This window comes from Mesorhizobium sp. M0051, from assembly GCF_040323235.1.
Classification (GTDB): domain Bacteria; phylum Pseudomonadota; class Alphaproteobacteria; order Rhizobiales; family Rhizobiaceae; genus Mesorhizobium.
Map to the genome: position 1 here is coordinate 1 of NZ_JAMYUT010000014.1, position 12,965 is coordinate 12,965.

Genomic DNA, 12,965 nt, shown 5'->3' on the forward strand with positions numbered 1-12,965 from the left:
GCAAACTTCTTCGTCGCCAGCGGCGAGCCGCCCTCGTTCGTGAGGCGTATATAGTCGCCACCAACGAGAACTGTCAACAGCGATCTCAAAGTTTTTGAACTTTTTGCGACAGAAATCTCGGGCCCGGTCTGTTGGTAGCCGACTGCCCCAAGGGAACATGGACCGTACGGGTTGGACACCCACGAAAGAGCCCTATTGCCGCCGCATTGCCGTTCGACACCAAACCCGACGAAAGCGGCGCCGCGCGATGGAGCGGTGCCTCTTTTTGAGGGCTTCATAGAGGAGCGCGCGGCGAGCCTTGCAGGGAAGGTACACCGCCCCTTCCGATAGAGCGCTCTATAAGAGAAGTGCTTGGGGGGAATTCGGTCGGAGCCTGGCGCTTCGTTGACTTCACCTGCCATGACAGGCAAATGTCACGGCCACAACAAAAGCGACAAGCCGTTCCGCCCGGGGAAGAAGCAGCCTTTCTGGATGCCAGACACGGAAGATGTCATAGCCGAACTCGGCAATGAGCCGCCGCTTATCGCGGACGGCCGCAGCGGCCCGCCCGATCGGCGCGAGGTTTCTGCACGCTGGCTGTCGGGAACCTTTCTCACCGGCGTGACCTCAAGCGTACTGATGGGCGTCGCGCTGTTCGCCGCCCTTGACGGCCGCCAGCAACTGGCCACCCCGCCCGAGATCGCCGAGTTGATCAATCTTGCCGGTAACGGCGATTCCGGCGAAGTCGCCAAGACGACAAGGCTGGTGGCGCCGCGTCAGATCGCCAAGGCCAAGGACCGTCGCCGCATGGAAGTGTCGATGGTGACCAAGGTCGGCGACCGCGACGTCATCCACACCATGCCTTTCGTGCAGATCAAGATGGCGCTTGGCGCGGGCCACACCACCAGCCGCGCCTACCCGCCCTTCGATCCGATGCAGGTGTTCGGCGACGACAGCGACGACAGTGCTCAGCCCGCGACAGCCTCGGCCGCCTCTGGCCAGATCTACGGCGCCAAGGTCGAAAGCGAGATGAGCCTGAAGACCGTCGATTTCCCGATCGAGACGGCTTCCTTCGACGAAAAGAGCGACCTGTCCGCCGACGAGGTGGAAAAGGTGGTGCGCGAAGCCGGCACCGACCTCAGCGACGGCGCCGTGCAGGTCGCTTCACTTCACTATGTCGACCCGCAGCGGTTCGGCGAAGCCTTTGCCGAGAGCATGGCAGGCTCCTACGACGTCAAGATCGTGCCGGAAAACGTCTCGGTTGCGCCGCGCGCCGCCGACGACCAGGCGCCGGCTTTCGCCGAGGAGATCATCCCCTTCACCAAGGATCTCGACGTCACTGAGGCTTTTGCTGATTCGGGCTACACGGGTGAAGACGCCACCGGCATGGCCGAAGCCATCACCAAGCTGTTGAACGCGACAGCGCTCAAGGCCGGAACCGTGCTGCGTGTCGGGCTTGAGGTTCGCGGCGATGCCGCCAAGGTCGTGCGCACCAGCGTCTACGACAGGACACAGCACATCGTCACCATCGCGCTCGACGATCGCGGCCAGTATGTGCCGGCGCAGGAACCAGATCCTAATCCCGAATTGCTGACGGCCTTCGATGATTCGTCGGCTCCGGTGGTGGTGCGCGGCAACTTGCCCAACATTTATGACGGCATCTACCGCACCGCCTATTCCTACGGCATGTCCAAGGCGATGACCAAGCAGCTGATCAAGCTGCTGGCGTCTGGCGTCGACTTCCAGTCCCGGCTCAACCCCGCCGACCGCATCGAAGTGCTGTTTTCCCAGCCCGATGGCGACGACCAGACCTCGGACAGCTCCGAGCTTCTCTACGTCTCGGCGACCTTCGGCGGCCAGACGCGCAACTTCTACCGCTTCCAGATGCAGGACGGCAGCACCGACTATTTCGACGAGAACGGCTCGAGCGCCGAGCAGTTCCTGCTGCGCAACCCGCTGCCCAACGGCAGATTTACCTCCGGGTTTGGTGCCCGCAAACATCCGATCCTCGGCTATGTCCGCATGCACACCGGCACCGATTGGGCCGCTCCCATCGGATCGCCGATCATCGCCGCTGGCAATGGTGTCGTCGAGAAGGCGGGCTGGGCCGGCGGCTATGGCAAGCAGATCATCCTGCGCCATGCCAATGGCTACGAGACGTCATACAATCACCAGAGCGCCTTTGCCAAAGGCATCGAACCCGGCGTGCGCGTGCGCCAGGGCCAGATCATTGGTTATCTCGGCCAGACCGGTCTCTCCACCGGTCCGCACCTCCACTACGAGCTGATCGTCAACGGCACCAAAGTTGATTCGATGCGCGTCCGGCTGCCGGTCGGCAAGGTGCTGAAGGGCGACGACCTCGTCGCCTTCAAGCGCGAGCGCGAGCGCATCGACGATCTGCTGAAGCAGGAAGACAGTGATTCGCTGAAGGTTGCGAGTGCCAAGATCGACGGTTGATCCGTCGGTCCAACCTTGCTGAATTTCTCAGCCTTGCGGATTTTCTGAACCCCGCGGCCATGGCAGCGGTTGCCCGGAAATGGTCGTCCAGGCGATGACAGCCGAAAGCAGGCAAAGCAGCGCCGTCACCGCAGAGACGGCGGCAAACGCGGCGTCGCTCGCGGCGAGCCTTGCCGCATCGACGGCGGGCGCAAGGCCAACCGTCGCCGGCTCGCCAAAGCCAGGCACGCCGGGCGTTGCATTGCCATCCAGCGCGTGCGCGTAGACCCAAGCGGCAAGCGAGCCCATCGCCGCCACCGCGATCAGACCGCCGATGCGCGAGACGGCATTGTTGATGCCGGAGGCCGCACCCGTATCCTTGTCTTCAACCGCCGTCATGATCGCTGTCGACAATGGCGATACGACCAGCGCCATGCCGAGCCCCATCAGCGCCATCAGCGGAAATGTCCCCGTCCAGAAATTATGAATGCCGGCATGGGCGAGCAAGGCAAGTCCGGCGAAGGCGAAAGCCACGACGAGGCTGCCGCAGGCGATCGGAAAACGCGGGCCGATCCGGTCCGACAGCTGGCCGACCGGTCCCGACAGGAGTGCGATCAATGCCGACAGCGGCAAGAAGATGAAGCCGACCTCGGCCGTACTCAGGCCCCAGCCGGCTATCAGCAACATCGGCAGATAGAAAAGATTGGCCGACAGCGCGAAATAGAGGAAAAACGTCGCCACATTGGCGCCGGCGAAGGCGCCGACGCGAAACAGCGACAGATCGATCATCGGCTCGCGCTGTCGAAGTTCGAAAAAGATGAAAACGACAAGCAATACGGCGCCGGCTGCAATGCTCGGCCCCGACATGTGGCTCTCGTCGCTGGCGCTCATCGAGGTCAGCCCATAGGCGAGCGCGCCGAACGCCAATGTCGCGAGCGCGGCGCCGGCGAGGTCCAGGCTGCGTTTCTCCGTCGGCGTATCGGCTGGAACCTTGGCCAGCAGGAGATAGATCGAGATCAAGCCGAGCGGCAGGTTGATGGCGAAGATCGCCCGCCAGATGCCGTCGCCGAAAGCCGACAGTACGAAGCCGCCGAACACCGGGCCAAGTGCCGTGGTCAGTGCCGAGGCCGCAGCCCAGACTCCGATGGCGCGGCCGCGTTCCTTCTTCGGGTAGGCCTTGGCGATGATGGCGAGACTGCCCGGCACCATGATCGCAGCACCAATGCCCTGCACGGCGCGAAATGCGATCAGCACAATTGCATTCGGCGCCAGCGCACAGGCAAGCGAAGCGGCAATGAACAGCGCAATGCCCGCCACGAAGGCGCGGCGCAGCCCGAATCGGTCACCGGCGGCACCCCCGGCAAGGATCAGCGCCGACAGCGTCAACGCATAGGCGTTGGAAATCCACTGCGCTTGCGCCAGGCTGGCGCCGAGGTTGACGCGGATCGCCGGCATGGCGATGGCAAGGATCGAACCGTCGATGAAGCCGAGCGCCGAGGCCAGGATTGCCGCGATCAGCACAAATCGCCGCTGCGCTTGCGGGCAGAAGGTTCCATTCGTGACCGGACTGGTCAGGGGGACGGCGGCGGCGGCACTTGGTGAATGCATGGAACCTTGCTTAGACTTCGGGTGTAATGGCAACAACCGGCCAGCGGCTTGCTGTCGTTGAAACCAGCCACATTGCCGGGATTGCGCCTGCTCTGACGCAAACGGCGGCAGCCATGTTAGGTTTCCTGCAAATTGCAACGGGGAGAAATCGATGAAGCGGCCACTTGAAGCATCGGCGGAGGGACGTGGCCGCATCGTCGGCATCACTGACGGGGTGTTCGCGATCGCGCTCACCTTGATTGTCCTCGAAATCAGGGTGCCGGCACGCGAGGCGATCCATTCAGAAGGCGAACTGCTTGCCGCGATCGTAGCACTGGCGCCACGCTTCCTGACTTACGCCTTGAGTTTCCTGACGCTGACCATCTTCTGGTTCGGCCAGCAGGCACAGCATGGCCTGATCGCCAGATCCGACCGACGGCTTGCGACGTTGAACCTCTGCTTTCTCGCCTTCATCGCCTTGTTGCCGTTCTCGACCGACCTTCTGGCTGACTTCCTCGAGTTCAGAATCGCCGTGCTGGTCTACTGGCTCAATCTGCTGATGCTCGGCGTCACCCTGTTCGCGAGCTGGCGCTATGCGGAGAAGAACGGCTTCCTGGCAGAGGGCGTCGACGCGGAAACGAAACGCACGGTTTATCTGCGCATCGTCAAGGCGCAAATCCTGTGGGCGATCGGCGCCGCATTGTCATTCGTCAATGCCTTGCTCGGCATCGGCTTCATCCTGGTCGTGCAGCTGATCTATGCCGCCGCACTTCGGAGTTCACTGCTGCGCAAAGTCATCGGCTGAAGGTCCGCCGACAAACTCAACCGTCACACCCGGCGAAACCAGCTTGGCCAGCTCACGCGCATCCCAGTTGGTCAGGCGCACGCAGCCATGGCTTTCAGTCTTGCCGATCTTGGAGGGGTCGGGTGTGCCATGAATGCCGTAGGTCGGCTTGTCCAGCGCGATCCAAACCGAGCCGACAGGACCGTTCGGGCCTGGCGGAATGGTCAGGATCTTGTTGTTTTGACCCTGCTTGAAATTGATGCTGGGGTTGTACGTGTAGTTCGGATCGAGCGCGACGCGCGATACCGCATGCGTGCCGGACGGTGACGGCGTATCCGACGAGCCAATGGTGGCGGGATAGGCTGCCACCAGCTTGCCGCCGGCATCATAGGCGAAAACCTCTTTCTTGTCCTTGTCGGCGACGATGCGGGCCACCGGCGTCGAGACCAACCTGCCGAAATTGGCGACTTTGATGATCGTGCCGGGGCGATTGAAGTTGACGTCCGGGTTGAGCGCCTTGAGATAATTCTCGTCCATGTGGAAGCGCTCCGCCAGCGCTTCGGTCACAGACGTATAGCCCATGCGATCGAGCTGCGCCTTTTGGCTGTAGTCTTCCGGGATCGAGGCGACATACGGGCCGGCCGCATCCTCCGGCGTGATCGTGTAGTTGGCGAAAGCGTCGCCGCCGGATTGCGCCAGCGCTGACTGGATGCCGACAGCATCGGTCGATCGCAGATTGCTTCCGGTGATCTGGTTGTAGGCGGCGAGTGCCTTGTCGACATTCGAACCGAATCGCCCGTCGATGACGCCAGGCGAAGCGCCACCCCGGTCGAGCAGCACCTGCAGCGCTGCGACGTCCTCGCGCGCTCCCAGCGAAAGCGACGGCTCGACGGTCTTGCCGCCGATCTTCGGCGGCAGTGCCGCCTGATCCCCGGGCATGGTCTGTTCGGTCGGTGCCGCAGGCTGACCAGGGTCTATCGAGGCCTCGTCCAATGGCTGACGCGTTATGATTTGCGGCTCTGCCGGCTGGGGTGCATCGGGAAAATTGTTGTCGTAGCTGCCATCGTCCTGCGGTGCCGGCGGATAGACTTCCACGGAATTGTCACCGTTAGGATCGTATTCGTCGGCCGGCGGCGGGATGACCCGGCCCTCCTCTTCCAGTTGCTTGCGACGGAACCGCGCCATATCTTCCGGATTGTCGAGATAATAGCGATCATTGTCATCGGGGACGCGGCCCAGTTCTCGCAACCGTGTCTCGCGACGCAGCGCGCGGCGATCGAGTCGCGACTTCGGCGGCTGAATGGCGATGACCTTGCCGGTTTCGGCGTCAACGATGACGCGATTGCCCCTGGCGTCATAGTAGATGTCCAGATTGCCGTCCTGTGCGAGCAGGATGGCACCGTCGTTGATGGCGCGGACAATCGGTGGTGCGCTGTCCTGCGTCGGGGCAGCGACGGCATTGGCAGACAAGAACCCGCCGGCAAGTGCCGAGAGGGTGAAGATCGTGCGCAGCATGGTGGCGAAGCTCTCCGGTCCGTAATTGCCGCCGCCCGGCAGTGTCCCTGTAAGGCGAACCCCTTCGCCAGCAAACAAGTCAATCACCATATGGTTCCAATATGAACCGGGCATGAAGATGGCGGTTTCCGGCGCATCGGCGAATATTATCTAGCTTGCGGCAAGACCCAATTCCTTGCGCGCCTGCTTGGTCAGCTTCAGGGCGACAAGACGATAGCTCTCGCGCAGATAGTCCTTCAGCGCACTATCATCCATGCTGTGGCTTGTCTGACGCTGGATCCATGTCATGCCGCGCGACGCAAGATAGGGCGCGGGCCGCAGACCCGGCTGCTCCTTGAGCACATCATAGGCGATATCGGAGCATTTGAAGGTCACGAAGAGTTGGCCACCCTGGCCCCAGCCGCCGATCGCAAAGACCTTGGCTCCGACCTTCCAGACATGGGCACCGCCCCACTGGACGACATGGGTCGTCGACGGCAATGAAGCGCAGAAGTCGTTATAGTCGTCCAGCGTCATCAGTGCTCTCAGGTTTTTAGGTGTATGTCGCCCAAAAGTGGCGCCAGTTTTGGGAGAATGACATGCATATGTCAAAGACCTAAGACGCCGCGCGTCCAGAATGGACGCGCGGCGTTGGATTAGGCTGCCGCTTCCGCCGCGACGATCGTCGGCTTCGAGCGGAAGTTCAGCCGGTCGGAACCGGCTGTCACCTTGACGGTCGAGCCGTCGAGGATGTCGCCAAGCAGGACCTTCTCCGCCAGAGGATCCTGCAACTCCTTCTGCATCACGCGCTTCAGCGGCCGCGCGCCATAGGCCGGGTCGTAACCCTTGGCTGCCAGCCAGTCGATCGCCTCCTGATCCAGCGACAGCGTGATCTTGCGGTCGACAAGCAGGCTCTCCAGCCGCTTGAGCTGGATCTCGACGATGCGGCCCATATCCTGCCGGCGCAGCCGGTGGAACAGGATCACCTCGTCGACGCGGTTGAGGAACTCCGGCCGGAACGATGCCCTGACGACATTCATCACCTCGTCGCGAACCACATCGACATCCTGGTCCTCGCCGAGATTGACGAGATATTCAGCACCGAGGTTCGAGGTCATGATGATCAGCGTGTTGCGGAAGTCGACGGTACGGCCCTGGCCATCGGTCAGGCGGCCGTCGTCGAGCACCTGCAACAGCACGTTGAAGACATCGGGATGTGCCTTTTCAATCTCGTCGAACAGCACGACCTGATAGGGCCGCCGCCGCACCGCTTCGGTCAGCGCGCCACCTTCCTCATAGCCGACATAGCCGGGAGGCGCGCCGATCAGCCGGGCAACCGAGTGCTTCTCCATGAACTCCGACATGTCGATCCGCACCATCGCGCTTTCGTCGTCGAACAGGAAGTTAGCCAGCGCCTTGGTCAGTTCGGTCTTGCCGACACCCGTCGGTCCGAGGAACATGAACGAGCCGATCGGCCGGTTCGGATCCTGCAGGCCCGCACGCGCCCGACGCACGGCCTTCGAGACGGACTGCACCGCTTCGCCCTGGCCGACGACGCGCTTGCCGATCTCGTCTTCCATGCGCAGCAGCTTGTCGCGCTCGCCCTGCAGCATCTTGTCGACTGGAATGCCGGTCCAGCGCGAGACGATATGGGCGACGTGGTCGGGGGTGACCACCTCTTCGACCATGCCGACCTTGCCGTCCTGGGCCTCGGCCTGCTTCAGCTTCTTTTCCAGTTCCGGGATCTTGCCATAGGCCAGCTCGCCGGCGCGCTGGAACTCACCCTTGCGCTGGGCAATGGCAAGGTCGTTGCGCGCCTCGTCGAGCTGCTTCTTGAGGTCAGCGGCGAGCCCGAGCTTCTGCTTCTCGGCCTGCCATTTGGCGGTGATCTCGGTCGATTCCTCTTCGAGGCCGACGAGTTCCTTTTCCAGGCGGGCGAGCCGGTCCTTTGAGGCATCGTCCGTCTCGACCTTCAGCGCTTCGCGCTCGATCTTGAGCTGCATGATGCGGCGATCGATCTCGTCCAGTGCTTCGGGCTTGGAATCGACCTGCATGCGCAGCCGCGATGCGGCTTCGTCGACGAGGTCAATCGCCTTGTCCGGCAGGAAGCGGTCGGCGATGTAGCGGTTGGACAGCGTCGCCGCCGCCACCAGCGCCGAATCCGAGATACGCACCTTGTGGTGCTGCTCGTATTTTTCCTTCAGGCCGCGCAGGATTGAAACGGTGTCTTCCACCGTCGGCTCATCGACGAACACCGGCTGGAAGCGGCGGGCAAGGGCTGCATCTTTCTCGACATGCTTGCGGTACTCGTCGAGCGTGGTGGCGCCGACACAGTGCAGTTCACCGCGCGCAAGCGCGGGCTTCAACAAGTTCGACGCATCCATGGCGCCATCCGCCTTTCCGGCGCCGACCAGCGTATGCATCTCGTCGATGAACAGGATGATGTTGCCGCTGGCCGAGGTGACTTCGGAGAGCACGGCCTTCAGCCGCTCCTCGAACTCGCCGCGGTATTTGGCGCCGGCAATCAGCGCGCCCATGTCGAGCGCCATCAATTGCTTGTCCTTCAGCGATTCCGGCACGTCGCCATTGACGATGCGCAGCGCCAGGCCTTCGGCGATCGCTGTCTTGCCGACGCCCGGTTCACCGATCAGCACCGGATTGTTCTTGGTGCGGCGCGACAGCACCTGGATGGTGCGTCGGATCTCGTCGTCACGGCCAATCACCGGATCGAGCTTGCCGGCACGCCCATCCGCGGTCAGGTCGCGCGCATATTTCTTCAGCGCGTCGTAGCCCTGTTCGGCACTCGCTGAATCGGCGGTGCGGCCCTTGCGGACGTCGTTGATGACCTGGTTGAGTGCCTGCGCGGTGACGCCGGCCTTGGAAAGGATGTCGGCGGTCTTGGCCGATTTCTCCATGGCGAGCGCCTGCAGCAGCCGCTCGACGGTGACAAAACTGTCGCCGGCCTTCTTGGCCAGTTCCTCGGCGGTCGAGAACACTTTTGCCAGCGGCTGCGCCAGATAGAGCTGGCCATTGCCGCCCTCGACCTTGGGCATCGCCTCGAGCGCCGTCTCGACGCCAAGCTTGACGTCGCGGGCATTACCGCCGGCGCGCTCGATCAGTGATGCGGCCAGGCCCTCGTCATCGTCGACGAGCACCTTCAGGATGTGTTCAGGCGTGAACTGCTGGTGGTTGCGGGAGAGCGCCATGGTCTGCGCGGACTGGATGAAGCCGCGCACGCGCTCGGAGTATTTCTCAAGGTTCATATCTGTCTCCTTCCATCACCGGCCCGCTTTGCGGCACCGGATCAGATTGCGGTGACGAATCCGCCCATTCGAGCCGGATCCTGTTCAGCCGAGATATGGTGCATAGGCCATGCTGTCTCAAGACGCCTTGATGTCGGTCAATGCATAATATTCCATCGCGGCACAAAACAAAAACGGCGGAGATTTATCCCCGCCGCTCAATGTATTGAAATGTCGTTCGATCAGTTGTCGATGTCGACAATGGCCGGTTCAGCGTTGCCGCTGTCGGCCGGGGCCGCAGTCACCTCGCCACCTTCGGCTCTGTCGCCACCGCCATCGACCTGATTGGCGTTGACGCGCGGACGGCGCGGACGCCTCGGGCGACGGGCAGCACCGCTTTCGGCGGCCGCCTCATTGAGCTCGGCCCGGGCGGCAAGATCCGCCGGCGAAAGGTTCTCGAACAACGGAGCGGGTTCGGCCGCCGCAACGGACTCGGTCGGCGAAGCGGTTTCGGCCTGAACCGGAGCCTCGTTGCTCCGGGGCTGACCACCTTGCTCGGCGGACGATGAATAATCCCGCTGGCCGTAACCGCCATTGGGGCGACGATCGCGATGGCGTGCGCCACTGTTGTCGCGGCCACCACTGTTGCGCCCGCTATTGTCGCGCCCGCTATTGTCACGCCCGCTATTATCACGATTGTCGCGGCCACCTTCCCGGTTGAGCGCAACCTCGGCCGGCATGCCTTCGATGACCGGCTGCGGGCCGGCGCCATGGTTGATCACCGGCACTTGGGCATCGGAAACGGTATTGCTGTTGTTGCTGGCATTGTCGAAATCGTCGCGATCCTCGTCGCCGTCATCGTCGAAATCATCGCGATTCTGCTGCGTGTTCTGGATCGGCATCTGCGCCTGCGCGGCCGCGATGATGCGATTGTAATGTTCGGCGTGCTGGAGATAATTCTCCGCCATGACCCGATCGCCGGAGCTTTGCGCGTCGCGGGCAAGGGTGGCGTATTTTTCGGCGATCTGCTGAGCCGAACCGCGGATCTTGACGTCCGGGCCATTGCTCTCGTAGTTGCGCGTCAGGGGGTTCGGCCCCTTGCGGTTGTTGTTGTTATTGTTGTTATTGTTGCTGCCGCCGCCATTGTTGTTGCGACCGCGCATGCGCCTGTTCTGCTGTTGTGGCCTCATCAAACTCTCTTCATCTTGAAATTTTCGAAAACTCTTCACGAACGGAGGCGCTCATGCAGCCAGCCGCTTCGTCTCTTCACCGGCGTTCGCCCGCATCAATTGCGTTGGCGCCACGTGCCATCCTGTTCCGGTTACATCACTTGCCGGACGATTCCCGCACGAAGCTTGGGCATCGTTTGCGCAAGAAGGCAGCTATTTCCAAGGAAAACCGAATCGCTAAGAGCACTGCCTGCTTCGTCTCATCCGGTTAAGGCGACCCTAGCCGCATTCCCCGGCATTGCCAAGCGCTTTTTTGCACTGCATCAAGGCTTTATCCTTTCAAAGACAAGAACCCTGTCGTTTCCGCCAAGATCCCGAAAAGCACCACCCGGCACGTAGCCGGCAACTGTGAATGTCTTCGAGACTTGATCGTGCTGCGTGTGGCCGATCTCGACCGCAATCCTGCCTTCAGTTTCCAAAAACCTCGCCGCCTCCGCGGCGATGATCCTATAGGGGTTCAGACCATCCGCGCCGCCATCCAAGGCCAAGCGCGGGTCGAAATTGCGGACTTCGTCCTGCAGATTTCCTATGTCTTCAGAGGGTATATAGGGAGGGTTTGCGGCAATTACATGGTACCGGCCCGAAACTTTTTCAAACCAGTCCGACTGGAGCGCTGTGAACCGCCTTGCAAGGCCCAACTGCCCGGCATTGCGGGTCGCCGTCGCCAACGCGCCCGCGGACAGATCGACACCGGTGGCCGTAGCTGTCGGCACGGCGCTGAGCAGCGCCAGCGCAATGGCGCCGGTGCCGGTGCCAAGATCGAGGATCCGGCATACGCCCTCCCGCGCCGCGATTGCCTTGACGAAGGGCAACACCGCCTCGACCAGCGTTTCGGTATCCGGCCGCGGCTCCAGCGTTTCCGGCGACAGCGACAGGCGCAAACCGTAGAATTCACGATAGCCAAGGGTGCGGTGCACCGGCTCACCGCCGGCGCGGCGCCGCAAGGCGGCGTCGATTTCGACAACAATATCGGCGTCGACCTTGCGTTCGGGGTCCGCGATGGCTTGCGTACGCGTGGTGCCGGAAAAATGCTCGACGATCAGCCGCGCATCGAGCGCCGGATCATTGGAAGCGGCAGCGGCAAGCCGAGCCTGCGCTTCCCGCAGCAGCGGCCCGAGCGTCTCGGGCAGTTGATCAGCCATCGATGCCGATGTCGGCAAGCAGCTTCGACTGGTGATCGGCGATCAGCGCGTTGATGATCTCGTCGAGTTCGCCCATCATTACCCGGTCGAGCTTGTAGAGCGTCAGGTTGATGCGGTGGTCGGTGACGCGGCCTTGCGGGAAATTATAGGTGCGGATGCGTTCAGAGCGGTCGCCGGAACCGACCTGCGACTTGCGCGATTCGGAACGCTCCTCGTCGGCCTTGCCGCGCTCCAGGTCATAGAGCCGGGCGCGCAGGATCTGCATGGCCTTCGCCCGATTCTGATGCTGCGACTTCTCCGCCTGCACCACCATGATGCCGGTTGGCAAATGGGTGATGCGAACGGCCGAATCGGTGGTGTTGACGTGCTGGCCGCCTGAACCCGAGGCGCGCATCGTGTCGATGCGGATGTCTTCGGCCCTGATGTCGATGTCGACCTCTTCGGCTTCCGGCAGCACTGCGACGGTTGCCGCCGACGTGTGGATGCGCCCGCTCGCCTCGGTCGCCGGCACGCGCTGCACGCGGTGCACGCCGGATTCGAATTTCAGATGCGCAAAGACGCCCTTGCCCGACACCGTGGCGATGATTTCCTTGTAGCCGCCGGCATCGCCTTCACTGGCCGAAGCCGTCTCGAAACGCCAGCCACGTTCGGCAGCGTAGCGCTCATACATGCGAAACAGATCGCCGGCGAAAAGGGCGGCCTCATCGCCGCCGGTTCCGGCACGAATTTCGAGAATGGCGTTCTTGTCGTCGGCGGCATCCTTGGGCAACAGCAGGATCTGGATGTCCCTCTGCAGCGCCTCGATGCGTTCCTCGACCTCCGGCAGGTCGGCCTCGGCAAGCGCCCGCATCTCGGCATCGGTGCCCTTGTCGGCAAGCATGGCTTTGAGGTCGGCCTGCTCATGCTCGGCCAAGCGCAGTGCCCTGACCTTGGCCACCATGTCCTGGATGTCGGCATATTCGGACGCCATCCGTACATAGGCATCCGGCGCCGGGCCAGCCGACATCTGCGCTTCGAGCATCTCGAAACGCTTGACGACTTGATCCATACGATCGCGGGGCAGGTTGACCAT

The 12,965-nt window shown here is 62.5% G+C and carries 9 protein-coding genes; 2 read left to right on the top strand and 7 right to left on the bottom strand.

From position 1 onward, the window contains the following. Nucleotides 1–471: 471 nt before the first annotated feature. Entirely contained in the window at nucleotides 472–2,436 is a 1,965-nt protein-coding gene (locus NKJ90_RS16030) for a M23 family metallopeptidase (RefSeq protein ID WP_023757168.1), read from the top strand. A gap of 27 nt (nucleotides 2,437–2,463) precedes the next feature. Here NKJ90_RS16030 and NKJ90_RS16035 read toward each other — a convergent pair whose 3' ends face one another. After that, on the bottom strand, nucleotides 2,464–4,023 hold the full coding sequence (locus NKJ90_RS16035) for an MFS transporter (protein ID WP_023757169.1): 1,560 nt from the start codon (nucleotides 4,021–4,023) through the stop codon (nucleotides 2,464–2,466). 151 nt (nucleotides 4,024–4,174) lie between these two features. Between NKJ90_RS16035 and NKJ90_RS16040 the strand changes: the two genes are divergently transcribed. Next, nucleotides 4,175–4,807, top strand: coding sequence for a TMEM175 family protein (locus NKJ90_RS16040; RefSeq protein WP_023757170.1), 633 nt, complete (start codon nucleotides 4,175–4,177; stop codon nucleotides 4,805–4,807). On the opposite strand, the gene NKJ90_RS16045 is transcribed toward NKJ90_RS16040, so the two are convergent. The 6 genes from NKJ90_RS16045 to prfA form a co-directional block, all read right to left on the bottom strand. Next, nucleotides 4,781–6,301: a L,D-transpeptidase family protein gene (locus NKJ90_RS16045; RefSeq protein WP_023757171.1), complete on the bottom strand. Its 1,521-nt coding sequence runs from the start codon at nucleotides 6,299–6,301 to the stop codon at nucleotides 4,781–4,783. The genes NKJ90_RS16040 and NKJ90_RS16045 overlap by 27 nt on opposite strands. A gap of 150 nt (nucleotides 6,302–6,451) precedes the next feature. Then, a complete protein-coding gene (locus NKJ90_RS16050) occupies nucleotides 6,452–6,817 on the bottom strand; it encodes an MmcQ/YjbR family DNA-binding protein (RefSeq protein ID WP_023757172.1) in 366 nt (121 codons plus the stop codon). Nucleotides 6,818–6,936: 119 nt separating this feature from the next. Beyond that, nucleotides 6,937–9,543 (bottom strand): ATP-dependent chaperone ClpB, encoded by a 2,607-nt coding sequence (gene clpB / locus NKJ90_RS16055; protein ID WP_023757173.1) that lies wholly within the window; start codon nucleotides 9,541–9,543, stop codon nucleotides 6,937–6,939. Nucleotides 9,544–9,764: 221 nt separating this feature from the next. Beyond that, nucleotides 9,765–10,712: a DUF4167 domain-containing protein gene (locus NKJ90_RS16060; RefSeq protein WP_023757174.1), complete on the bottom strand. Its 948-nt coding sequence runs from the start codon at nucleotides 10,710–10,712 to the stop codon at nucleotides 9,765–9,767. Nucleotides 10,713–11,014: 302 nt separating this feature from the next. Beyond that, nucleotides 11,015–11,893, bottom strand: a complete 879-nt coding sequence (gene prmC / locus NKJ90_RS16065) for a peptide chain release factor N(5)-glutamine methyltransferase (RefSeq protein ID WP_023757175.1) — start codon at nucleotides 11,891–11,893, stop codon at nucleotides 11,015–11,017. Continuing rightward, nucleotides 11,886–12,965 (bottom strand): peptide chain release factor 1, encoded by a 1,080-nt coding sequence (gene prfA / locus NKJ90_RS16070; RefSeq protein ID WP_023757176.1) that lies wholly within the window; start codon nucleotides 12,963–12,965, stop codon nucleotides 11,886–11,888. The genes prmC and prfA overlap by 8 nt, the downstream gene beginning before the upstream one ends.

Bases quoted from the DNA above. Each gene is read 5' to 3' on its own strand.
- NKJ90_RS16030 (WP_023757168.1), top strand. From the start codon at position 472: ATGCCAGACACGGAAGATGTCATAGCCGAACTCGGCAATGAGCCGCCG.
- NKJ90_RS16035 (WP_023757169.1), bottom strand. From the start codon at position 4,023: ATGCATTCACCAAGTGCCGCCGCCGCCGTCCCCCTGACCAGTCCGGTC.
- NKJ90_RS16040 (WP_023757170.1), top strand. From the start codon at position 4,175: ATGAAGCGGCCACTTGAAGCATCGGCGGAGGGACGTGGCCGCATCGTC.
- NKJ90_RS16045 (WP_023757171.1), bottom strand. From the start codon at position 6,301: ATGCTGCGCACGATCTTCACCCTCTCGGCACTTGCCGGCGGGTTCTTG.
- NKJ90_RS16050 (WP_023757172.1), bottom strand. From the start codon at position 6,817: ATGACGCTGGACGACTATAACGACTTCTGCGCTTCATTGCCGTCGACG.
- clpB (WP_023757173.1), bottom strand. From the start codon at position 9,543: ATGAACCTTGAGAAATACTCCGAGCGCGTGCGCGGCTTCATCCAGTCC.
- NKJ90_RS16060 (WP_023757174.1), bottom strand. From the start codon at position 10,712: ATGAGGCCACAACAGCAGAACAGGCGCATGCGCGGTCGCAACAACAAT.
- prmC (WP_023757175.1), bottom strand. From the start codon at position 11,893: ATGGCTGATCAACTGCCCGAGACGCTCGGGCCGCTGCTGCGGGAAGCG.
- prfA (WP_023757176.1), bottom strand. From the start codon at position 12,965: ATGGTCAACCTGCCCCGCGATCGTATGGATCAAGTCGTCAAGCGTTTC.